22 protein-coding genes and 1 pseudogene are annotated in these 22,696 nt (G+C 41.4%); 8 read left to right on the top strand and 15 right to left on the bottom strand.

Going from position 1 to position 22,696, the window contains the following annotated elements; all coding sequences use genetic code 11:
• Nucleotides 1–114: 114 nt before the first annotated feature.
• The 6 genes from AC25Y5_RS15630 to AC25Y5_RS15655 all read left to right on the top strand — a co-directional run bounded on the left by AC25Y5_RS15630 (nt 115) and on the right by AC25Y5_RS15655 (nt 3,917).
• Nucleotides 115–840: an AzlC family ABC transporter permease gene (locus tag AC25Y5_RS15630; protein ID WP_488141107.1), complete on the top strand. Its 726-nt coding sequence runs from the start codon at nt 115–117 to the stop codon at nt 838–840.
• Nucleotides 840–1,148, top strand: a complete 309-nt coding sequence (locus tag AC25Y5_RS15635) for an AzlD domain-containing protein (protein WP_482100181.1) — start codon at nt 840–842, stop codon at nt 1,146–1,148. The genes AC25Y5_RS15630 and AC25Y5_RS15635 overlap by 1 nt, the downstream gene beginning before the upstream one ends.
• Nucleotides 1,149–1,300: 152 nt before the next feature.
• Nucleotides 1,301–1,780: an SRPBCC family protein gene (locus AC25Y5_RS15640; RefSeq protein ID WP_488141108.1), complete on the top strand. Its 480-nt coding sequence runs from the start codon at nt 1,301–1,303 to the stop codon at nt 1,778–1,780.
• 166 nt (nt 1,781–1,946) lie between these two features.
• Nucleotides 1,947–2,591: an alpha/beta hydrolase gene (locus AC25Y5_RS15645; protein ID WP_488141109.1), complete on the top strand. Its 645-nt coding sequence runs from the start codon at nt 1,947–1,949 to the stop codon at nt 2,589–2,591.
• 351 nt (nt 2,592–2,942) lie between these two features.
• Nucleotides 2,943–3,257, top strand: a complete 315-nt coding sequence (locus tag AC25Y5_RS15650; protein WP_488141110.1) for a DUF3888 domain-containing protein — start codon at nt 2,943–2,945, stop codon at nt 3,255–3,257.
• Nucleotides 3,258–3,389: 132 nt separating this feature from the next.
• Nucleotides 3,390–3,917 (top strand): SMI1/KNR4 family protein, encoded by a 528-nt coding sequence (locus AC25Y5_RS15655; RefSeq protein ID WP_488141111.1) that lies wholly within the window; start codon nt 3,390–3,392, stop codon nt 3,915–3,917.
• Nucleotides 3,918–4,162: 245 nt separating this feature from the next.
• On the opposite strand, the gene AC25Y5_RS15660 is transcribed toward AC25Y5_RS15655, so the two are convergent.
• The 8 genes from AC25Y5_RS15660 to ftsE form a co-directional block, all read right to left on the bottom strand.
• Nucleotides 4,163–4,414 carry a CsbA family protein gene (locus AC25Y5_RS15660; protein ID WP_488141112.1) on the bottom strand — a complete coding sequence of 84 codons (252 nt, stop codon included), beginning with the start codon at nt 4,412–4,414 and terminating at the stop codon, nt 4,163–4,165.
• Between the two features lie 35 nt (nt 4,415–4,449).
• On the bottom strand, nt 4,450–5,643 hold the full coding sequence (locus AC25Y5_RS15665; RefSeq protein ID WP_488141113.1) for a PDZ domain-containing protein: 1,194 nt from the start codon (nt 5,641–5,643) through the stop codon (nt 4,450–4,452).
• Nucleotides 5,644–5,792: 149 nt separating this feature from the next.
• Nucleotides 5,793–7,223, bottom strand: coding sequence for a S41 family peptidase (locus AC25Y5_RS15670; protein WP_488141114.1), 1,431 nt, complete (start codon nt 7,221–7,223; stop codon nt 5,793–5,795).
• Between the two features lie 90 nt (nt 7,224–7,313).
• Complete coding sequence (locus AC25Y5_RS15675; RefSeq protein ID WP_488141115.1) at nt 7,314–7,895, bottom strand: peroxiredoxin family protein; 582 nt, start codon at nt 7,893–7,895, stop codon at nt 7,314–7,316.
• A complete protein-coding gene (locus AC25Y5_RS15680; protein WP_488141116.1) occupies nt 7,892–8,548 on the bottom strand; it encodes a hypothetical protein in 657 nt (218 codons plus the stop codon). Before AC25Y5_RS15680 ends, AC25Y5_RS15675 begins: the two co-directional genes overlap by 4 nt.
• A 124-nt stretch (nt 8,549–8,672) precedes the next feature.
• Complete coding sequence (locus tag AC25Y5_RS15685) at nt 8,673–10,025, bottom strand: murein hydrolase activator EnvC family protein (RefSeq protein ID WP_488141117.1); 1,353 nt, start codon at nt 10,023–10,025, stop codon at nt 8,673–8,675.
• A 36-nt stretch (nt 10,026–10,061) separates the two neighbouring features.
• Nucleotides 10,062–10,946 carry a permease-like cell division protein FtsX gene (gene ftsX, locus AC25Y5_RS15690; protein WP_482103757.1) on the bottom strand — a complete coding sequence of 295 codons (885 nt, stop codon included), beginning with the start codon at nt 10,944–10,946 and terminating at the stop codon, nt 10,062–10,064.
• On the bottom strand, nt 10,936–11,619 hold the full coding sequence (gene ftsE, locus AC25Y5_RS15695) for a cell division ATP-binding protein FtsE (RefSeq protein ID WP_482103756.1): 684 nt from the start codon (nt 11,617–11,619) through the stop codon (nt 10,936–10,938). Before ftsE ends, ftsX begins: the two co-directional genes overlap by 11 nt.
• Before the next feature lie 827 nt (nt 11,620–12,446).
• Here ftsE and AC25Y5_RS15700 point away from each other — a divergent pair.
• Nucleotides 12,447–12,656 carry a hypothetical protein gene (locus AC25Y5_RS15700; protein ID WP_488141118.1) on the top strand — a complete coding sequence of 70 codons (210 nt, stop codon included), beginning with the start codon at nt 12,447–12,449 and terminating at the stop codon, nt 12,654–12,656.
• A 72-nt stretch (nt 12,657–12,728) separates the two neighbouring features.
• Here the strand turns inward: AC25Y5_RS15700 and cccB are convergent, their stop codons facing one another.
• The 6 genes and pseudogenes from cccB to AC25Y5_RS15730 form a co-directional block, all read right to left on the bottom strand.
• Nucleotides 12,729–13,073, bottom strand: coding sequence for a cytochrome c551 (cccB, locus tag AC25Y5_RS15705; protein WP_488141119.1), 345 nt, complete (start codon nt 13,071–13,073; stop codon nt 12,729–12,731).
• A gap of 256 nt (nt 13,074–13,329) precedes the next feature.
• A protein-coding gene (gene prfB, locus AC25Y5_RS15710; protein ID WP_482100597.1) for a peptide chain release factor 2 occupies nt 13,330–14,431 on the bottom strand; the annotation gives its coding sequence in 2 pieces (ribosomal slippage) (nt 13,330–14,358 and nt 14,360–14,431; 1,101 coding nt in all).
• Nucleotides 14,432–14,470: 39 nt separating this feature from the next.
• Complete coding sequence (gene secA, locus AC25Y5_RS15715; protein ID WP_488141120.1) at nt 14,471–16,978, bottom strand: preprotein translocase subunit SecA; 2,508 nt, start codon at nt 16,976–16,978, stop codon at nt 14,471–14,473.
• Nucleotides 16,979–17,834: 856 nt separating this feature from the next.
• A pseudogene (locus AC25Y5_RS15720) lies at nt 17,835–19,008 on the bottom strand (amidohydrolase).
• A 116-nt stretch (nt 19,009–19,124) separates the two neighbouring features.
• The gene (gene hpf, locus AC25Y5_RS15725; protein WP_482100169.1) at nt 19,125–19,688 is read right to left on the bottom strand and encodes a ribosome hibernation-promoting factor, HPF/YfiA family; all 564 of its coding nucleotides are present in this window, start codon (nt 19,686–19,688) and stop codon (nt 19,125–19,127) included.
• Between the two features lie 145 nt (nt 19,689–19,833).
• On the bottom strand, nt 19,834–20,121 hold the full coding sequence (locus AC25Y5_RS15730) for a PilZ domain-containing protein (RefSeq protein ID WP_488141121.1): 288 nt from the start codon (nt 20,119–20,121) through the stop codon (nt 19,834–19,836).
• A 366-nt stretch (nt 20,122–20,487) separates the two neighbouring features.
• Between AC25Y5_RS15730 and AC25Y5_RS15735 the strand changes: the two genes are divergently transcribed.
• Nucleotides 20,488–21,099: a zinc dependent phospholipase C family protein gene (locus AC25Y5_RS15735; protein ID WP_488141122.1), complete on the top strand. Its 612-nt coding sequence runs from the start codon at nt 20,488–20,490 to the stop codon at nt 21,097–21,099.
• 26 nt (nt 21,100–21,125) lie between these two features.
• Here AC25Y5_RS15735 and AC25Y5_RS15740 read toward each other — a convergent pair whose 3' ends face one another.
• Nucleotides 21,126–22,595 (bottom strand): methyl-accepting chemotaxis protein, encoded by a 1,470-nt coding sequence (locus AC25Y5_RS15740; RefSeq protein WP_488141123.1) that lies wholly within the window; start codon nt 22,593–22,595, stop codon nt 21,126–21,128.
• Nucleotides 22,596–22,696: the final 101 nt, after the last annotated feature.

The raw sequence follows: 22,696 nt of genomic DNA on the forward strand, positions 1-22,696 counted from the left end.
AGTTTTCGTGTCATCTAATGTCCGTTATTTATAGTTTTCCTTTAATAGTGTCCATTTAAACCCTAAAGTATAGTATAATCGCTTAAATATACTTTGGGAAGACGTGAATCGCATATGAAGGATAACCAGTTTTCTGCCGGTCTAAAAGCAGGTACAAGCATTGCCATCGGATATTTCCCCGTCGCACTCACATTCGGATTGCTTGCAAAAACAGCAGGCCTGTCCATTGTTGAAGCGACGGCAATGAGTATGTTTGTTTACGCAGGCGCTGCTCAATACATATCGCTTAGCCTCATTACGTCAGGTGTCGATCCTATATTGATCGTCATAAATACATTCATCGTCAACATTCGACACTTTCTTATGACGGCTTCGCTCAATGAAAAGATGCAACCTGCTAAGAAATGGGTCAAATCGATTTATGCTTTTGGCATTACAGACGAATCGTTTACAGTGCTCGCGACTGGAACGAAAGGGAAAATCTCGACAGCTTTTGCATTTGGGGTTGCGCTCATCGGTTACGGCAGCTGGGTCATCTTCACAACAATTGGTCACATTATCGGCGCCAATCTACCAATCTTTTTGCAAGAGGCAATGTCAATTGCACTCTACGCCATGTTCATCGGACTGCTTGTCCCTTCGATGAAAGGAAATCGTAAAGTTGTTATGCTCGCTGCAGTTGCTGCGGCCATTCATTGTGCATTGTACTTTACAGGCGCATTGTCGACAGGTTGGTCAATCCTTGTCGCCACGCTGGGGTCATCGATTCTTATTGAAATAATCTATGCGCGGCGCGGTAAAACTGCTGAAAAAATGTATGTACGGGAGGAGGAATTCTAATGGGACCCACTTATTGGTGGATGCTCCTTGGCATGGCGCTCGTTACATATTTACCACGTATGATTCCGTTGACTGTTTTAGACGGCAAAGAATTACCGCCAGTCGTTCAAGGCGTCTTACGCAACATTCCATACGCTGTTCTGGGTGCCTTAATTTTTCCGGCGATCCTGTTCGTTCAGGAAGGAAATATCCTATTTGGTGTACTTGGAGCGGGAGCGGCATTTCTAATCGCTATCCTAGGCGGTGGTCTCATGTCGGTTGTTCTAGGTACGATTGCTGTGCTCGCGGTCTATAGTTTGTTTATGTAATGATTGACCGCTTGGGTGCGGTCTTTTTTTATGCTATGTTAAGGATAAGGTTGATTTATCCAAAATGGTAGAATGACGCCTGTCCTACAAAAAATAGTTAAAATTAGTGATGAATCCCAAGACTTCACGGATAAAAGCAGGAGGATGAAATGATGAATGAATATGGTACACTACATGAGTCAAACGGTCGTTATGCTTTAAGATTTGAACGGTTTTTCCCTTATAATCCAGAAGATGTTTCCCTAGTTATTACGAATCCCAGTTACTTCTCCCAATGGTATCCTTTCGCAACAGGCGAGATGGATCTCAAACTTGGTGGCAAGATTGCCTTCGATGACGGTGAAGGAACGACATATAATGGTATCATTACAGAGTTAGACAAGCCATATTTATTTGGTTTCCGTGAAGTTGATGATCTGATAAACATTTCATTGCAAGATGAGGATAAAGGCTGTCGAATGATCTTTACCCATACTTTTAACGATGATTCATGGGCAGTTAATACTGCAGCAGGATGGCATAGATGTCTGGATGTATTGGCACAAATCGTCAATGGTAAATCAATTAAGTGGCACGATAACGCAACTAAACTGCGTAAAATCTATAGTGAAGCATTTAATATGGAACGTTAAAAGAATATAAAATGTTATTCCATTATAGGGAGCTTTACTTCAAGAAGGAGTAAAGCTTTTTTCTTATTGAACTAAAGGGGCAGTTTAATTCAAGAAAAAAAGTTTTTGCTACTCCTTTTTTTGATTTAGTATTGATATAAATTGAGAACTCTGAGGGGGAATTAATTTGAAAGTTAATTTAAGAACAATACCTATTGATAAAAAAGAAATTCAATACACACATATTGAAAACGGAAGTTCAGTTGTTTGTTTTATGTTTTCTGGGGTGGGATACACTTATGAGAAGCCTTTATTTTATTATTCAACAATGACGATGCTTCAGAATCAATATGATGTAGTCCATATTCATTACTCTTACGAACAGAATATATTAAAACTTCCTGTGGAAGATATCACAAAGATTATGATTAATGACGTTAATCCCATCATTGCTAAAGTGCTTGAAAATCATCAATACCAAGAAACTATGTTTTTAGGAAAATCACTTGGTACAATTCCTATTATCAATGGACTTATGAAAAGTGATATGTATATGAATTCCAAAATGGTTTTGCTAACACCCTTATTAAAGTTAGATTCAATTATTGAATCATTATTGAACTGTAATCACTCAGCCCTCATTGTTATAGGGGAAAAAGACACTCATTTTATTCATGGCAGGGTCGAAGAAATTCAAAATAAAACAAATATAAAAATTCAAAAATTACCCTATACTAATCACTCTTTAGATATTGAACCATTTAATACGGTAATGTCTATCACAACCTTAGAAGCAGTAATGAAAAGATTAAACCAATTCTTAATAGAATAACCCTTGTGAACTAACGAGTGCTTTAGTTTAAGAAAAGGCTGCCTTTCATGGGCAGCTTTTCTTATTGCGTAATGGAGGTAACTATTTCCGTGAACTGGCGTTATGTTAACGTAAGATGCATGGCGTTAACAAGGTCGTCTAGCGTTCGAATTTCTTCTTGCACTAACTGTGTGAGGAACAAGTTACAAAAAGAATAAAAGCAATTAATTGGAGCAAAATACCTGCAAAGTACGATAAAAGAAAGTAGGTATTGATTTGAGAAAAACCCTTGTGATTACCTGCCTTATTTCCTGTCTTATTATCTTTATTATTTTACCCACACAAGCTGAGACAGAGAGTACACGATATGAAATGACACTTGAAGATATAATCTATACATTTTTATCACCGTTAGAATCAAAAGCAATTAAGGAACATTTTGGAAACGGTAAGTTATCCTTTTTTTGTAAATTCATTGAGGTCAAGACGAATCCAGATATGGAGTATAGATACGAAATAACGTATCAATTCTTAACGTATGAAAGAGCAATAATGCCTCCATATCATTTGTTTACTTTAAAGGTTGAGAACAAATCTAGAATAGACTGGGTTATTAAGGATGTAAAAGTAAGAAAATTAGCCGAGAATGAAGATTATACAAAAGAGTGTAGGAATCCAATAAGATAATCATATATTAGGGAATGTACATATAAGCAGATACTTCCCTAAGTATCCTTCTTCAACTAACGGAGTGCTTTAGTGTAAGAAGCTAAGTATGAATATTGTGAAATGCTTACTATAGTTGAGAGGAATTTAGATATGTCTAAATTTTTTTATAATGGAGAGAGTTTTTGGGATGAAAAGGAACCACCTGTTATTGCTGAAGTAATACTAAAAGCAGAGAAAATGTTGGGAATAAGGTTTCCCGAAGAATATACTTCATTACTTAAAGAAAGTAATGGAGGTACATTATGCTATTATTATGTGGATAATGAAGGTTTTGATGAATACAACATGCCGGAAATGGCAGGAATTGATTTTGAAAATCCAGGAGAGGGGATATTCTCCTTTTGCAATGATATAAAAGAATATTCACTTCCTGAAAGCATTGTATTACTTGCTTGGGAAACTTATCCTCATTCTTGTTTTGCACTTGATTATACACATTGTACAGAAAATCCACCAGTAGTGTATTTTTATGAAAATTATCCTGAAGAGGGGATAGTTTACTCTAAAACAATCGTTTCACCTACTTTTAAAGAATTTTTGAAAATATTATTTTATCGACCACTATTAACCCCATCGCAACTTAAGACAAGTTGGAATAGTAAAAATAAGACAGAGTAATCTACTTCAACTAACGGGTGCTTTAGTAAAAACTGAAGAATAAAACATATGAGCTCGGAGATACATTTCCCGGTTCATTTTTTATGTGCATTTTTATTACCTATTTGCTTTTCCATGCTCTAATCGCTTTCCAATTTCCTATTATCAGTATTTTGCTCGGGATCGTAGCCACCCATGATTAACCGCATTCCCTCTATTTCATTCCACAAGAAAACCGCTTCTATACAAGCGAGCGGTTTCACGATTCAATCCTCTTCTTGGTGTTGTCTTGCAATCTTCACCATTCGTGTTGCGTACCAAAACCCGACAGTGAGTGACAGCGCGTCTGCCACGTAAAGCAACCAGTTGTGCGTGTAACCCGCGTAGACCGATGCGGCAATCAAAGCAACCGTCAAAATCAACCCCACAATGTGATGAAAAGTCACGCGGGTAAATAATATAACAAGAAGTCCCGGTAGAAATAAGGCGAGCATCAGTTTAGTTTCAAGTGAATCCATTTTACACATCCCTTTCCGAGTGGCCTCGCACCCGATTACCGAACGACGAGAAGTCCAAGTCGGTGATGGTCGTGCCGGTAGACAACCTGCTGCATAAGCCGTACTTCTCCATTGCGGTCAATCACTTGCAACCGACAATGTGCAGCGTTGAGCTGGATTGCATCATATAGTTCTTTTTCATTGCTAACCCGCAGTCCGTTTACAGTTCGGATACATTCTCCGGGCAACAGACCCATTTTTTCACCCGGTGAACCCGGTACGACGCCTGCTACGACGACACCTGCGGGACGAGGAGCTACTGCAAATCCGCCTCTACGTTCCCCAAGGTAAGCATGTATGGAGATGCTAGCCCGGCAAACGACTCCGATTAGTAGAGACAACCAACCGAGCATGGGCAACCACAGTGCAGCGAGTCCTATAATGATAACCGCTGTGCCTGTCCAAACGACGGCACGGCCAATTTTAGGATATAAAACATCCGGATACAATGTACGCGCTACTTGTGAAAACCCAATGATTACTGGCACAGGAACGAAACTGAATGCATTTCCTCCTAGTGTAAACTGCGGCCAATAAGGGACAACGGACGTAATCATATCTCCCGGAACGAGAAAGACAACTGGCAACAGCCACAGCCGCTTCGCCTTGAAGGCAGCGGCCCGAAGTCCACGGTTCGTATGCATCAAGAACGGTGACGCATAGCGGACCGAATGACGACTTATGAGTTGTCCTTCTACAATTAATAATAAACCGGCAATAACCGGAATCGTTACAGCGAGGTCACCTAGCAGGTCTGCTTGTCCCGGAGACCAACCTCTAAAAGTGAAATCCGCCATATACTTTTCCATGAAATACAGGGCGAAGAAAGCCACTGCTGTAAAATAAATAGGTGAAGTGATTTTGTAATAGAAAGAAAGCAAGCCAACGAGCGCGGCTGCTGAAAACAACACCAACCAACCCGAATCCACTGACAATCCTACTCCGGATATCAAAACAGACAAAACGAGCGCATAAGGCCACGATTCGGCTAATAGCTTTTTCAATTCGGTTAAACCTGGTAATAAACGAACTTTGAAATTCCGGCGCTCCTTCTTAACACGGAAATACCCGACAGCGACTGCTGTAAAAAGCGCAGCTATAAATAATGGATTTAGGAAAAATAGCCCTAGCACCTCTACTATGTTCAACATCATTTCCTTAGACAAATCCGTCACCATCCAATCTGACACAACTTCATTCTCTCATTGTACCAAAAGTTTGGTATCCAATGTGATTGCGAATGGAATTTTCATAAAATGGGAGATTTCGCTTATAGCTGAAGCAGTACATTCTATATAGATCAAAAAAACTCCCGACGGCTTGCGTCGGGAGCTCGTTGTTACTTCGTCAACATTTTGTGGTGTATATAGCCAATTGCCATTTGCAGTTGTTCGTCATTTTTCCGTTCAGTTCTGAATGCTTCCACTTTATCTTTCAGTTTCGAGAAAAATAGTCGATCCATGGTAGACACCACTTCCACTTTGGCATTGTCGCGAAATGCACGAACAGCGCGTGATGTTGATTCGTCATAGAATCCATCTGTCCGGGCCACGCTATAACCTAGTCCTGTCAACAACTTCTGAGCATAAGCTACATCATCGTGGTAGTCACCTTCTGTGTAAATTTCTGTTACGAGTCGGATGTGCTCACTAAATAATTCACTTTGAACAACTTCGAGTTGCGCTGTTACACCTTTAGCATGAATCCACTTCTTTTTCGGCGTCAGCCATTTATGCGTAGACAACTTCATTTCCCCGCCATTCGACAAATCCATCGTTTCTTGAACTGTCCCTTTTCCAAAACTCGTTGCACCGATGATGTAACCTCTTTTTAAATCTCTCAAAGCGGCACTCAACACTTCACTCGCGGAAGCACTGCCTTTGTCTTGCAGCAATACAACGGGTATCTTTTTCAGTTTTTCATCATAAGCCAATTTCTCTGAGTTTTCGGTCGCTAATGGCTCTAGGTTTCCAGCTGCATCTTCCATATAGGCGAAAATTGTATCATCTTCCACTAAACTGTCTATGATACTGCCGACAGCATGGAGATATCCACCCGGATTCCCGCGCACATCGATAATCAGCGACCCCGCTCCGTCACTAATCAGCTTATTTGTTGCATCCAGCCATTCTTTCGGGCTTTCATTGCCAAACATCGTAATCGATATGTAACCGATCTTCTGTCCGCGCTCTTCAAGCACTTCAGTTGCTACAGTTTTCACGGAAATGCTGTCTCGCATGACGGTCAGTTCAAGATGTTTATCCAAATCTGGTCTGAAGATTGTCAGGGAAACCGCTGTCCCTTTCTTACCCCGTATGCGCTGTACAACGTCTTGTAGTGATTCTCCATCGATGCGCTTGCCATCAATGCGGACAATTTCGTCATATGGCCGCAATCCAGCTTTTTCTGATGGTGAACCTTTAACAGGTGCAACGATGATAAATTTTCCATTTGAACGTGTAATTTCAGCACCAATTCCGATACGTTCCCCTGCGAGTGACTCCTTATGGGCAGCTGCCTCTTCCTGCGTCAGATACGATGAATACGGATCTCCGATGACATCCGCCATTCCGCGAAGTGCACCCTCAACCAACCTGTCCTTATCCACAGGGTAAACGCCTTTCTCTTTGATCACGTCAAATGCTTCGTCAATTACTGGAAATGATGCACTAATGGCCCCTTCCTCTATTTTCCCACTTCCTTCTCCTGCACATCCGTCTAACAGAAGAAAGACGACCGTCGCCAAAGCGGCCAGAATCAAGAATAGCAAAAACCGGCTTCTCCGCATATTGCAATGTCCCCTCCTTTGTCCACTATATGAATGGAAAAGGAACATTACGACAGCAGAAAACCGGTAACTTTAATCTGAATTCTCTATAATTGTTTCCAATATCTTTTCATCCATCGGTCCGACGACTCTTTGACTAATTTTCCCGTCAGTCCCGATGATATAGGTCGTTGGAATGATGGCGACTTGATAGGCATCCGAAACGGTACCCTCGCTATCTAGCGGAATTGGGAACGTCAAACCGTAACTTTTGATGAATTCTTCAACGCCCTTCATGCCACGCCTTTCTTCCGTCGTCATATTGACCGCAATGATTTCAACATTGTCGGATTCCTTGTTTTTCTCGTAGTAATTTTGCATATGTGGCATTTCTGCTTTACATGGCCCACACCAAGATGCCCAGAAATTTAAAATCACTTTTTTTCCCTTATAATCGGATAGCTTGATAGTCTCTCCAGAAGGCGTGGCAAGGTCAAAGTCAGGTGGAGTTTGACCCTTTTTCAAACCAGGCAATGCATCCGTTGAATTGCCATTTTCATCAATCAGATGATTGGTAATCGGTTTTACAGTATTCGTATTTGACTTCACCATAATGATAACCAATGTGCCAATAAGGAGCGTGGCGATTAGTATACCTAACGTTTTTTTATTCATGTCTGATCCTCCAATTTACCTTTTATACGGCTTTTCTGCAAAAACAGTACCGTAAAGCAGACACCAATGAGTAATGTAGAACCGAGCGGTGTCTCAAAAAGTCCCGTCGGTTGGATGGCAGCTACGAAAACGTGAACCGCCATGAACAATAGGATAAGTTGAAACGACCAATTTTCCGCTTTTTTGCTAGTAATCCAGAAAAATAGAGTAAATAGCACAAAAATAGCAACCGTCATCACTTGCACAATGAGCGCACCTTCATTCAAAAAGACCATCATCACTTGAAATACGCCTTGAATTAAGACAGCACCAGTAAAGAGCGCTCGAATTCCATCTACATCCAACCGACCCTTTTTCATGTCCCATAAAATCTTTCCTAAAATAAAGAAGAGACCTAAGTAAAAGCCAACAATCCCTCCATGGAAATAAACAAACGCGAGGGGAGAACGCAGAATCGAATCGAAATCAGTAATGAATAGACTTAACTTCCAAACAATTACTAAGTAAAAGAATGCATCCCCGATGTGACCTGCATGGACTTTCCCAAAACGAACCCGAATTAGAGTATATGCGAAAACAAATGCTGCAATGAGGGCAATCCAAGACGACGGCATACTCAGGCCACCCAGGGTGAAATATGTAGTAATTGGCATCCGCGCAATACTCCTTCGACTATATTAATACTACAATGGTATATAAAAACCGGTATGAAAGCTATCTATCGAATTGAAAATAGACAAAAAAAGTCCGCCTAAGATTCTAGGCGGACACAATTGATTAGAAAGAAACGTAACGTAACGGATTCACGGCACTTGGTCCATAGGCTGACCAATTTCCGACATGCATTTCGAAATGCAAGTGAGATCCGGTTGATGCACCTGTAGACCCCATACCGCCAATGAATTGACCTTTGGAAACTTGTGAACCAGCGCCTACGCCAATGCTAGATAAATGAGCGTAGACTGTTGTGAAAATTTGACCATTGACGGAATGCGTAATCATAACGACATTTCCGTATGTGCCCATTGGACCTGCGTGACTAACAATACCGTCTCCTGCAGCCACAATAGAAGTTCCTACACTATTTGCAATATCAGCTCCACGATGCTGTTTTTGCGTACCGTAGATTGGATGTGTTCTCCATCCGAATGATGATGTGTACGTTCCGGAAGCAGGTTTCGTCCAAGTACCGTTTGATACGGGTGGAAGATAAGAAGATGTGCTTGCACTACTTTTACTTGTGCTATTACTTGTATTCGCTTTTGCTTTTGCTGCCGCTGCAGCTGCCGCTTCTGCTTCTGCTTTTACTTTTGCTTTACGTTCATTTTCAAGTTTGCGAGCAATTTCAACGAGACGATTTTGCTCAGCTGAAATCTTACTTGCAAGCTCTTCACTCACTTTATATGTTTCATCTAAATCAGATTCAAGCTGACTCTTTTCGTTAGCCAATTTCTTTTGTTCGGCTTCCAATTGATCAATCAACTTATCCTTGCTACTCTTTTGCGCCAGAAGTGAGTCCTTCAACGCTTGAAGTTTTTCTTTACTCGCTACTTGTTCCGCAAGCTTTGATTCGACAAGTGCTTTTTCTTCTTCAAGCTGTGCAATATCATTCGCTTGTTGTTCCATAATATTACGGTCTGCATCCATCAATGATGTAACAGCGGAAAAACGGTCGATGAAATCTGCAAAGCTGTTTGCACCGAGGAGAACGTCAAGATAGTTGACTTGTCCGCCCTTCACTTGCATCGCGCGTACGCGGTCACGCAATACTACATCACGTTCTTCAATTTTCTTTTCAAGGTCAGCGATGGAAACGCGCAATGCGTCGATTTCATCTGTCGTTTTGTTTATCTCAGTGACGACACTGTTAATTTTTTGATTTGACTCTTCTATTTTCGCATTCAATTCCAAAATTTGATCCGTTATATTTTCGATCGTTGTTTTCTTCGTTTTTATTTCGGAATTTTTTTCATTGATGCCCGTATTCAATTCGTTTTTCTTCTGGTCTAGTTGTTTCTGTTCTTCTTTCATGTCATCCAATGGGTTTGCTGTAACGCTCGCTCCACTAATAACGGTTGACAAGAAAACAATCGCAAATGCACTAGAAAGCAACTTTCTGTATTTACTCAATTTCTCAGTTCCCCTTTCAAACTCTCTATATATGGTTCAGACGTTAAGGAATTTACGAACAGACATGAAACTGCCCCAGATGCCAATGAAAATACCCATGAAAAGAATAAGTCCATTTAACTGGTAAATGAAAGGCGTTGTATTCAGCAATTGGAAGAGTTCTCCTTGCAGTCTCGGTTCCCAATGTTCATAAAGTTTGTAATAGGATATAGAAATGATAACCATCGGAGCAAGAGCACCTAAAATACCAAGCCAAATCCCTTCCAAAACAAACGGAATACGTACAAAGTTGTTCGTCGCTCCAACTAATTTCATGATTTCAATTTCTCTTTTTCTTGCCACAATCGTGATACGGATTGTATTCGAGATGAGGAACATCGCCGTGAATAAAAGAGCCAATATTAATACGAGGCCGATATTGCGGCTTGTGTTCAGTACATTGAAAAGCTTTTCAACCTTTTCTTCACCGTATATGACCTCATACGTGTAGTCATATGTATCGATTTTTTTAGCAATGGTCGCAGTCTTCTGCGGATCCTTTGCTTTTACATACAAAGCATCGCCGAGAGGGTTACTTTGTTTATATAAGCTAAGCTCATCGCCGAATGATTTAATCATCTTGTTCAATTCCTGGTCGCGCGAAGAATAGACGACTTCGAGGATTCCAGCTGTCGAGCGTACTTTTTGTTCCAACTCTTTAATTGCTTTCTCGTCTGCTGCAGGATCTGCAACGACTTTAATTTCAACGTCATTTTCAATATTGTCAGCCAATTGATTTAAGTTCATCATGATAACGATGAATACGCCAACGAGTAGAAGAGTAACAGTGACGGCACTGACTGATGCAAATGTCATCCAGCTATTACGGCGAATGCTTTTGAAACTTTCGCGCACATGCCGACCGAAAGTTCTAGCCTTCATAGTACTCACCTCCGTATTCATCACGGGTAATGAGTCCGCCTTCAATAGCAATAACGCGGTGTTTTATCGCATTTACAATCTCCCTATTATGGGTGGCCATGACAATCGTCGTTCCACGAGCATTAATCTGTTCGAAGATCCTCATGATCTCCCATGATGTTTCAGGGTCTAAATTTCCTGTCGGTTCGTCTGCAATGACAACCTTAGGTACATTGACGATTGACCTTGCGATGGAAACACGTTGTTCTTCCCCACCTGACAATTCATTCGGAAACATCCGCGCTTTTTGCGTGAGTCCGACAAGCCCAAGGACATCATTCACTTTTTTCCGGATTGATTCGGGGGATTCTTCGATAACTTCGAGTGCAAATGCCACATTCTCGTAAACATTCAGTTTAGGTAATAATTTGAAGTCTTGAAAAACGACACCAATCTGCCTGCGTAAATGGGGAATACGTTTATTGCGAAGTGTGGCAAGGTTTATACCATTGATGATAATGTCTCCGCTAGTAGGTGCTTCTTCACGGTACATCATTTTAATGAACGTTGACTTACCGGCTCCACTTGGACCGACCACATACACAAACTCTCCCGGATCGATTTCAATGTTTATGCCATTTGCTGCAACGACGCCATTCGGGTACTTTTTGTAGACATTTTTCATCACAATCATTCTAAAACCACCTGATTATTAATATCTCGCTTTTTTTCCAATAGCCCAATTATAGCATGATTCGACTCTATAAACATTACAGTTGTGTTTCATTTGAGACTTGAAAACTATGTCGGTAATGTTCTTACTTATTACTAATGACATAGCCGTAAAATGTGACAGAGTAACTAACTTATTTGTACTATTCGATCTTTACGGGGGTAATTCCTCCTTTAAAGTCAATTGTGTAACGTTTGTTTTTGTCTATTGCTGTATATGTATACGCATTGTTACAGAAGTATGTGGTTGGGGTGATTTTGAATGTAGTTGTGTGTTGTAATTCGCGTGTTGATTATCCATTCAATTGCATAACAGGCTGGCGAGAAGGGTTTGTCGGTCGCTGTTTTCACTGGACTATTTTCGGTTCGCTTTCGGCGAATTAATCACGACCGTTTTACCGGGGGGGGCATCTGTTTCTAGAAGTGACTTAGTCACTTCCAGAAACACATTTTTCGCTAATCCTGTTGTGATTAATCGCCTGTCGCGTACCTACAATCTTCAAGTGAAAATTGCAGCTGCTTTGAAAGAAAAGAATAGATGGTTTTCTATAGAGTGTGTAAGTGCCCGAAGATGCAATTTCGGGCACTCTTGCACGCTGTATATTACCATTCTCTGCTAGCCTTTTAAGAGATTGATACTTTCTAATAATATAATAGAGAAACTATAGCAGAAGGCATGAGAGGCCAAAATTGTATCTTTGGCCGCTACTCTCTAGATTAGAATCGAGCTATTCTTTCGTCCCGAAAAGCGACGATACTTCTTGTACTATTGTATTTGGAGAGCGTCGGATGAACAAGCGCCATACGATTACCGAAAAAATAGGCAGGGATGCGACTTTGTCGCATCCCTGCCTATTAAAACATTTCGATAATGATATAGTAGTTTGTTCGATTCAAAGCGAACCAAAAGTAATTTTACAAGAAGGTCCCAGTGTGTACTCAAGTTATATACTGGTTCTTCCTGGTTATTCAACAGATGTGTTAGGAATTCGACATTGAATCATGAACTCCTACTCAAGCACAAAAAAACCGCTGTCAGGAAAAACCCTGACAACGATTTAATTTATAACCTTATTTTTTCGCTGCAAGCCATTTAGAAACTGCGTCGATTTCTGCTTCATCTTTAATAAGTCCGCCTGGCATTCCGCCTTGACCGTTAATGATTACGTCTTTGATTTCAGATTCGGACAAACGTGAACCTACGTCACTAAGTGCAGGTGCGCCTCCAACACCTTCGAGGTTACCTCCGTGACATGTGATACAGCTTGTACTAACCACTGCTTCTGCATCTACTGAAGCTGTTTCACTACCTGTATCCGTACCTGTGTCTGCTTCGTCTGCTTTATCGTCGCCGCCGCCACATGCGCCGAGGACAAGTGCAGCTCCGAACATAACTGCTAAAAACTTGTTTTTCATTTTTCTTACCTCCATCTGTTAATTGTTATACTTCATACCACAGTATACCAAAATAAAATACGTTTGAATCACCTGACGGCTTACCGATACTTACAAAACGATGACAATTACCGCATTTTCCGTCTTTTTTCGTCGACGACAGGCAAACAAACAGCAATTCCTGTCTATATCTTTTACTATACACATAATTGAATGCTTCAAAACCTGTTTGCTCAAAAAAAGCGCACCGAAGTGCACTTCATTTCCTTCCATTCAATTACGAAATACGTGACCTTAAAAAGGCATTGATGAACAAATCGATTTCGCCGTCCATGACTGCACTTACGTTTCCTGTTTCTGCACTCGTACGGTGATCTTTCACCATGGAATACGGATGGAAAACGTATGAACGAATCTGACTTCCCCAACCAATTTCTTTTTGATCTCCCCGTATTTCAAGAAGACGCGCTTCTTCTTCTTCGACCCGGATCTGGTAAATCTTCGCTTTCAATAAATTGATTGCACGATCACGGTTTTTAATTTGCGAACGTTCGGTTTGGCATGTAACGATTGCACCTGTTGGTATATGTGTCATACGGACAGCAGAATCTGTCGTATTGACGTGCTGACCACCCGCACCGCTTGAACGGTACGTGTCGATTTTGACGTCTTCCATTTTAAGGTCAATGTCTACATCGCCTTCGAACTCCGGCATTACTTCTATAGAAGAGAATGACGTATGGCGACGGCCTGATGAGTCAAACGGAGAAATCCGAACGAGACGGTGAACGCCTTTTTCCGCTTTTAAATAACCATATGCATTATGGCCTTTAATCGATAGCGTTACGGATTTCACGCCGGCTTCATCCCCTGCTTGGTAGTCGAGTGTCTCGACTTTAAAGCCGCGATGCTCAGCCCAGCGTGTGTACATGCGCAGCAGCATGGATGCCCAGTCTTGGGATTCCGTACCACCCGCCCCCGAATGGAGTTCAAGCACTGCATTGTTACTATCGAATTCATCGCTCAGAAGCATTTGCAATTCAAAAGCATCCAATTTTTTCTTGAATTCTTTCAACTCAGCCACAAGATCTTCTTGCATCTCTGCATCGTTTTCTTCACGCAAGAGTTCTTGTGTCATTTCAAGGTTTTCCTGTTCATCTGTTAACTCTGTATACTCGCCGACAACGTCTTTCAACGCGTTTGATTCGGAAATTACTTTTTGTGCAGCTTCCTGGCTATCCCAGAAACCGGGCTCCAGCATTGCTTCATCTAACTCTTGGATTCGTGCCTCTTTGTTTTCTAAGTCAAAGAGACCCCCTAAAGTCCGCTAATTTCTTAGCTGATTTGTCGAGCTCGTTGCGTACATCGGATAATTCCATCATAATAGTTTCCTCCTGAATTTTGAGTTGCTAGGTAGCTTACGCTTTGCCGTGGCAGTTTTTGTACTTTTTTCCACTGCCGCATGGGCATGAATCGTTGCGTCCGATGTTAACCGCACGTCGTACTGGTTTCTTGCGTACTTGCTCGCCATCCTCTTTCGGATTAACGGCTTGCGCTTTCACTACTTCCTCACGCTCAAGGTTGTCGCGAATTTCTGCCTTCATTACGTATTTCGCTGAATCATTTTCGATTGAAGCGACCATTTCCTCGAACATTGCAAACCCTTCCGACTGATACTCACGGAGCGGATCGGATTGTCCATAGGCGCGTAAATGGATACCGTGACGTAATTGGTCCATTGCATCGATATGATCGGTCCATTTCGAATCAATGGCACGAAGCAGGACAACTTTTTCGAATTCGCGCATGCGCTCTTCCGACATTTCCACTTCTTTTTCATCATAACGCTCAATGACCGCCTCATGAATGAATGCCGTCAATTCTTCAACGGATTTCTCTTGCATACTAACAACTGTCACACGGCCATCAGGAAGCAAGTTGGCACCTAGGAAATCTTCGAGCCCCTTTAAGTTCCAATCTTCTTGTTTTTCTTCTGTCGTATGAATTGCCACTGCATTGCCGATGACATTTGACAACATTTTTTCTAATACTTCACGGATGTTTGCAGACTCCAGAACTTCATTACGTTCTTTGTAGATGATTTCACGTTGAAGACGTAGCACATCATCATACTGAAGCAATCGTTTCCGTGCATCGAAGTTATTCCCCTCTACCCGTTTCTGTGCAGCTTCAACCGAACGCGATACCATTTTCGATTGAATTGGCGTCTCGTCGTCCATACCAAGTTTTGTCATCATCGATTTCATCTGATCGGAGCCGAAGCGACGCATTAATTCATCTTCAAGCGATAAATAGAACTGTGTGATACCAGGATCTCCCTGACGTCCAGAACGTCCACGGAGCTGATTGTCAATTCGGCGTGATTCATGTCGCTCGGTACCGAGAACTGCCAGACCGCCAAGTTCTTGCACGCCTGTTTCCAATTTAATGTCCGTTCCCCGACCTGCCATGTTTGTCGCGATTGTAACAGCGCCTTTATGACCTGCTTCCAAAATGATTTCGGCTTCTCGGCTATGGTTTTTAGCATTTAATACATTATGCTTCACACCGTATTTCGTCAAGTGGCTCGAAATGATTTCGGACGTTTCGATCGCTACCGTACCGACAAGGACAGGCTGCCCTTTTTCATGACGCTCTTTAATGTCTTGAGCGACTGCTTTGTACTTGCCTTCCATCGACGCGTAGATTAAATCTGCGCGGTCATCACGGACAAGCGGACGGTTCGTTGGAATTGCAATGACGTTCATGTTGTAAATATTGCGGAATTCCTCTTCTTCCGTTTTCGCTGTACCCGTCATACCGGAAAGCTTATCGTACATCCGGAAGTAGTTCTGGAATGTAATTGTTGCGAGAGTCATTGTTTCGTTTTGCACTTCTAGGCCTTCTTTTGCTTCGATTGCCTGGTGAAGTCCATCACTGTAGCGGCGCCCTTTCATAAGGCGTCCTGTGAATGAGTCAACGATGACGACTTCGCCTTCCTGGACAACATAATCGACATCGATATGCATACTCGCTTGCGCTTTCAACGATTGGTTAATCGCATGGTTGAGTGTCGTATGTTCCAAATCGAATAGGTTTTCGATACTGAACGCGGCTTCCGATTTCTCGATTCCACTTTCTGTCAGTACGACACCTTTCGTTGACTCATCATATGAATAATCTTCCTCTTTTTTGAGCGATTTCGTAAACATATTTGCTAAACGGTATAACTCGGCCGCTTTGGCGGCTTGTCCCGAAATGATAAGCGGTGTACGGGCTTCGTCAATTAAAATGGAGTCAACCTCATCGATAACCGCGTAGAATAGCGGACGTTGTACTCTATGTTCACTGTAAAGCACCATGTTGTCACGCAAATAGTCAAATCCGAGTTCGTTGTTCGTCGTGTACGTAATATCTGCACTGTACGCTTCCCGTTTCTCTTCTTTTGATAAACTATTTAAGTTTAATCCAACAGATAGACCTAGAAACTCATAGAGCAGTCCCATATCTGTTGCGTCACGGCTTGCTAAGTATTCGTTGACTGTTACAACATGTACGCCATTACCAGCAAGCGTATTCAAATAAACCGCTAGAGTCGACGTCAATGTCTTCCCTTCACCGGTTTTCATCTCTGCAATATTACCTTCATGTAAAGCAGCAGCTCCAATGATTTGCACGCGGAATGGATACATGCCAAGGACACGTCGCGATGCCTCTCGTACGACTGCAAATGCTTCTGCCTGGAGGTCGTCGAGCGTTTCTCCGGCTATAAACCGTTCTTTGAATTCCACCGTTTTTGCTGTCAGGTCTGAATCTGTTAGCTGCTCCATCTGAGTTGCGAGCGCTTCAACCTTGTCCGCAATTTTGTCGAGCCTTTTCAAATCTCGTTTGTTCATATCAAACATTTTATTCAATACGCCAAGCATTCAGGTCACATCCTCATTAGGTTCACCCTTTATTTTAACACTGAGAATTGCACGGTGCAAATGGTCTACCTAAAACAACTCTTTTTTAGTGCGGAGAGTTGGATATTTCCCACGGTAACGTTGTGAGTAATCGCATGGGAATGCCTTTCAGAATACGTGGAATGAATAAGAATTCCTACTAGTATCGCTTTGCGCTTTGTGGATGCCTCCGAGGGCACTGGAAAAGTCCGATTTCCTTCAATCCCGTTGATTTCCGTTCCGAGCGGACGCTTTCCGCGGGCACGGCTTCAGCCTCCTCGTCACTGCGTTCCTGCGGGGTCTTCAGCCAGGGAAGAGTGAACTTCTTTCTCTTCCTAGCTGTTCCCGCTGGAGTCGCCGCTCTCCACTACAATCAACTAGTTCTTACTATAATAAAGAACTTTTTCAGTGGCCTCGATGCTTCTTACTTCAATGAAATTAGTATCAAATAGTAATCACATTATAATCTCAGTGCACACCTCTTTGAATTACTTTCAATAATGGGAAACTCCAGCGCAAGCGCGACAAGGGGTAGCCGAAGCCATGAGACTGGATGCGAAGCGTTAATCCTGGCTCAGGGCAAGAGGCATCCCCAAAGCGCCAAGCGATCTAAAATGTACACTCTGAATTAAATCTCTATCGATAATGTACACTCCAGCGCAGGCGCGGCAAAGGGGTCGCCGAAGCCATGAGACTGGATGCGAAGCGCTAATCCAAGGCTCATGGCGAAAGGCATCCCCAAAGCGCCAGCGATCTACAACCAACTCACATAATAGAAAAACAAAATAGGAAGACTATCCTGAAGAGTTTCTTCTCTTCTTCAAGATAGTCTCCGCAATTACCTACTATATTCACACACTATTTCCGCTATCGCTTTTGCTGCTACCAATAATGCGTCTTCGTCGATATCCCATTTCGGATGATGATTGAAGTATGGTTCTTCTACTCCTTTTGGTGCACTTCCTATAAAGAGGAATGCGCCTGGGAACTTTTTTGTATAGTAAGCAAAATCTTCGGAACCCGAGAACTGTTGAAATTCTAAGACTTCTTTTATTTCTTCTTCCTTAGATAGTTGTAATATCTCTACTATTTCTTGCACAACACCCGGATCATTATAAAGTGGCGGATAGTCTGTGACATAGTCTAGCTCGCATGTAACGCCATACTCTAGCTCAAGCCCTTTTACGATATGGCGAATTTCCTTTTCAATCAGCGCTTGCGTTTCACTTGCCATGTAACGTACATCGCCTTCAAGCACGACACTGTCTTTTATGATATTAAAAGTACCTTTTCCATCAAATGAACCAATCGTGATTACACCCATATCGAAGGGATTTATACGACGACTAATAATGAGTTATTACAAAGTGAGCCCCTGCGATAATTGGATCTTTTGCCATATGCGGAGAAGAACCATGACCACCTACACCTTTAATCACTAGTTTAAAGTAATTACGACCTGCCATAGCTAACCCACTTCGGTATCCTACAACACCGGCGGGATGCGTTGGAAATAAGTGATCCCCGAATACGGCATCTACATCGTCTAACACGCCTGACTCAACAATACTTTTTGCTCCTCCTGGAGGCGTTTCTTCTGCGTGTTGATGAATAATTTTAATCGTTCCAGAAAGTTCATCCTTCAATTGGATCAAACAGTCAGCTAAAACGAGTAAATAAGCCGTATGTCCATCATGTCCACATGCATGCATGACGCCTGGATTTTTGGATTTGAAAGGCACATCCGTTTCTTCTTCGATAGGAAGTGCGTCAAAGTCTGCACGTAAAGCGATTGTTTTCCCAGGTTTCGCTCCTTTAATAGTGACAATTATTCCATAACCGTTGCCGACATTTGTTTGAATCTCTACATCCTTTCCGGCGTAGAAATCGATAATATACTGAGCGGTTTGTTCTTCCTGAAATGACAATTCTGGGTTTTCATGAAGGGTACGACGAATCGAAATCATTTCATCACTTCGTTCTTCCAGCATTTTCATCAAGCGTTCTTTCACGAGAGAATGCACTCCTTTTTAGTTGAAATTGATCAACAAAACAGTGAAAAAAATCTTTACAATGAAAATAAGACCTTCAAGTAACGGTGCTACTTGAAGGTCTCTCTCATTTTTGATTAGCTTGTCTCAATAACACCATATTTTCCGTCACTGCGTTTATAGACTATATTTGTGCCATCTGAATCTGCATCAGTGAAGATGAAGAAATTGTGACCTAACATATTCATTTGCAGAATCGCTTCTTCTTGGTCCATTGGTTTCAAATCGAAATTCTTTGTACGAACGATCGGGAATTCCTGATCTTCTTCAACTGTATCTCCATTTTTTTCCTCACTTTTATTGACGGAAGCGAAGAAAGCAGCAACGCCTTCGCGTTCACGGAATTTACGGTTCACTTTTGTTTTAAATTTGCGTATTTGACGCTCGAGTTTGTCTACAATTAAATCGATGGCTGCATATAGATCGTTATGACGCTCTTCAGCACGAAGAGTCAAGTTCTTCATTGGAATTGTTACTTCCACTTTTGTTTGCTTATCGTTGTACACTTTCATGTTTACATTAGCTGTAGCATTCGGGCCATCAGTAAAATATCTTTCTAGTTTTTGCAATTTCTTTTCGACGTGTTCACGAATTGCTGGAGTTACCTCAAGATTTTCACCGCGGATATTAAAATCAAACATATGAACTCCTCCTTTATTTAAACCGATATAGTACTCTTCTACATGTTCCCCATAAAACCCTTCTAAAAACATTTTGAATTTTAAATTAATGTCGATTTGTGACGAAAAGATGCAAAAACGTCTGATATTTAACCATGAAAGCGCTTCACGAGTCGATTTCAGATTTCCGACGAAGTTTTAGCTCTTCCACAATTAATTTTTCAAGCACAGCATTTTCGTCGAAATCGTAGCCGTACATATACCCATCACTATATGGCTTCTTCCAGACAATTACGCCTAGCAAATCAATCATTTTTTCATGCAACTTAAATTTGAGATGCAAACGCACAGGCTGAGTCCCATCGAGTGGGATATCGAAATAGGAAAAGTTCTTTGCACCGCCCGGACTGATATCGATAAGTTTACAGTCTCCAGGGCTCGATTCCCTGTCCACACCATTATTAACAACAATCCGCGTTTCAGCTTCAAGCGGTTTCCCAAATGTCTACCTAAAATATTCAGTCCGTTTATAAAGCATGTTCCACACACCGTTCCATCGCACTGCGATTAGTTTCTTCTATTGATAGCAGACAAGCATGTTCCTTCGGAGATTTCTAGCTCTAGTATTTATTTTGCCTAAAAATAATTGAACTATCCAACAGCTCTTTGTAAAGGCCCTATTATATGACTCTGTTAAAAGAGCCCGTTCTCATTTGATACTCCCTATGATAAAGTATATTTTAAGAATTAACAAAATAATAGATTAATGGTATCAATCAATCATTGGTATGTAAAATATTTATAGAAAGGTGAGGAATTTATGGGTTCAAGAATAATGCATTTGATTATTGCTAATCGAATTGCAGAATCACTTTCAATAGTGGATAGAACTCCATTTTTACTTGGAGGTCTTGCTCCAGATGCTGTTTCCCCTAAAGCCTTATCACATTTCTTTAAAGGTGAAGTACAGGACTATTCAAGAAACATTGATTATGAAGGATTTTTACAGAAATACAGTTCGCAAGTAGCAAGTCATTATATATTGGGCTATTTTACACATTTAATCGCTGATGATCTATGGCTGAAAGGTTTTTATCTCCCATGGTTGAAAAACAGAATGGAAGTAAATAAAGACATGGCTGACTTATACCATAATGATTTCCGATTACTGAATGGAAAGTTACTGGAACACTATGGTTTTACCGATGAATTGAGAATAATTTTAGGTGATTCTACTGCAACCATTGATTTGCAAGAAGTTACGTTTAGAGAAGTTGAAGAATTCATTCCTTATGTAATAGGCGATATGGAATACGATAAGGAAGTGATCCATGAAAAACTTAATGTATTTACGTTTGATCAGATAGTTGGCTATATCGAGACATCCGTTGATAAGGGGTTAATGAATATAAAACCTATATTTACTGACTAAAATACCCGCTTTAAAGGGACGACGCGTCATGTGTTTCTGATCAGGACCGCTTCCTCATGTGTTTCATTAATATATAGTGCAATTTGTGTTTGCTCTTCCGTCAGTTCGGTTAACGTTGCATACAACTCTTCGACTGCAGCTGTACTTTGCTCGACAATGGCCGCGAAATCCATCGTACGCTCCTGAATTAATTCGCTATCAGTCGTTATCTCGCTGAAGTCTTGGATGAAAGATGATAATACATTTTGTAGCGTGGTCATTGTCTCAAACAGATCCGTAAATGACGCGCTGGATTGGTCCGCGACTGCCGTTTGCAACGTCACTTGGTCCAAGCCATCTGCAAGTTTTTCAACCGCAAGTTCATTGTAGCTATTCACTTCAGCCAAGTTGCTGTCAATTTTAGTTAATGTCTCTCTCGTGAGGCCGGCTAATTTCCGAATTTCATCAGCGACGACCGCAAACCCTTTACCATGTTCCCCCGCCCGAGCAGCTTCAATTGATGCATTCAGTGCAAGCAAATTCGTCTGTTCGGTTATCCCCTTAATGGAACTTGCGAACGCATTCGTCTCCTCAATTTTCCTAGAAAGTACATTAAAGGTTTCGTTGAGGTCCGTAAAAAATGTGGAGAATGAATCAATACTATCTTTTAACTTGGATATTTTTACTGTGCCGTCTTCCGCTTTTTTGCCTGCCTCGTTCGCTTGAATCACAACTTGACCAAGGCCTACCGCTATACCTTGAACAGATTCATATGTGCGTTCCGCATTTTCTGCAATTTCTGAAATGTGGTCCGCTTGCTGTTGACTACCGACGCTCACTTCATTGACAGCAATAAGCATTTCTTGCTGAGACGTTGCAGTTGTCTCCGCATTTGAACGAAGATGCGACAAGTTCCCGGTAATCTTCTCGACTGCTCCGTCAAGCTTTGCGGCAAGTGCCTCTTCTTCGCGTACTTTGATTTCCGTCAATTCGACAAGCTCTTCCACATGTGTAAACAACCGCCCATTTTGACGAACAAGCAGGAACAAAACAAGCCCCGTTAGGAAATGAAGGAGTAAAAGATTCGTGCCACTTCCTTCAACGAGTTCAGGTGCAGTAAACAAGAGATTATTCGTGATCATGGCGATGAAACTTAAAACAAAACCAAACGCCATAATCATCATCTTGCCATGGATTGACCCAATTACCATAATTAGAATAATGATTCCAATGGTCCCTAGGTTAGCTTCAGAGAAAAAGATGACACCCATGGCTACGGCAAAATTCAGTATGATTAATAAATAAGGAAGTATTCGTGAAAACAGCTCCATTTTTTTGCTAATAAAATAAAATAAAATTGCAAATACAAAAGGAATGGCTACAGACAGCTGAATGGCTAGAGGCGATTGCTGTATAATCTGAGCAAGCAATCCAAGTCCCGCGGCCAGAGCGAATCCAATCATCATAATTTGGTTTTTCCGAAGCCAATCTTGCTGCTTCAACTCCGTAATATTCATTGTATTATTCCCCCTGTTGTGAATTGATACTCTATGTAAAATGTATCATTAATGAATGGTCATTCATATGGGTTGAATTCACTAATTAATCATTGAATTAA

The organism is Sporosarcina sp. Y1011, from assembly GCF_057669885.1.

Excerpts from the sequence above, each read along its gene's own strand:
- AC25Y5_RS15630 (WP_488141107.1), top strand. The coding sequence starts at position 115 with ATGAAGGATAACCAGTTTTCTGCCGGTCTAAAAGCAGGTACAAGCATT.
- AC25Y5_RS15635 (WP_482100181.1), top strand. The coding sequence starts at position 840 with ATGGGACCCACTTATTGGTGGATGCTCCTTGGCATGGCGCTCGTTACA.
- AC25Y5_RS15640 (WP_488141108.1), top strand. The coding sequence starts at position 1,301 with ATGAATGAATATGGTACACTACATGAGTCAAACGGTCGTTATGCTTTA.
- AC25Y5_RS15650 (WP_488141110.1), top strand. The coding sequence starts at position 2,943 with ATGACACTTGAAGATATAATCTATACATTTTTATCACCGTTAGAATCA.
- AC25Y5_RS15655 (WP_488141111.1), top strand. The coding sequence starts at position 3,390 with ATGTCTAAATTTTTTTATAATGGAGAGAGTTTTTGGGATGAAAAGGAA.
- AC25Y5_RS15660 (WP_488141112.1), bottom strand. The coding sequence starts at position 4,414 with ATGGATTCACTTGAAACTAAACTGATGCTCGCCTTATTTCTACCGGGA.
- AC25Y5_RS15675 (WP_488141115.1), bottom strand. The coding sequence starts at position 7,895 with ATGAATAAAAAAACGTTAGGTATACTAATCGCCACGCTCCTTATTGGC.
- AC25Y5_RS15680 (WP_488141116.1), bottom strand. The coding sequence starts at position 8,548 with ATGCCAATTACTACATATTTCACCCTGGGTGGCCTGAGTATGCCGTCG.
- ftsX (WP_482103757.1), bottom strand. The coding sequence starts at position 10,946 with ATGAAGGCTAGAACTTTCGGTCGGCATGTGCGCGAAAGTTTCAAAAGC.
- ftsE (WP_482103756.1), bottom strand. The coding sequence starts at position 11,619 with ATGATTGTGATGAAAAATGTCTACAAAAAGTACCCGAATGGCGTCGTT.
- AC25Y5_RS15700 (WP_488141118.1), top strand. The coding sequence starts at position 12,447 with ATGAACAAGCGCCATACGATTACCGAAAAAATAGGCAGGGATGCGACT.
- cccB (WP_488141119.1), bottom strand. The coding sequence starts at position 13,073 with ATGAAAAACAAGTTTTTAGCAGTTATGTTCGGAGCTGCACTTGTCCTC.
- secA (WP_488141120.1), bottom strand. The coding sequence starts at position 16,978 with ATGCTTGGCGTATTGAATAAAATGTTTGATATGAACAAACGAGATTTG.
- hpf (WP_482100169.1), bottom strand. The coding sequence starts at position 19,688 with ATGTTTGATTTTAATATCCGCGGTGAAAATCTTGAGGTAACTCCAGCA.
- AC25Y5_RS15735 (WP_488141122.1), top strand. The coding sequence starts at position 20,488 with ATGGGTTCAAGAATAATGCATTTGATTATTGCTAATCGAATTGCAGAA.
- AC25Y5_RS15740 (WP_488141123.1), bottom strand. The coding sequence starts at position 22,595 with ATGAATATTACGGAGTTGAAGCAGCAAGATTGGCTTCGGAAAAACCAA.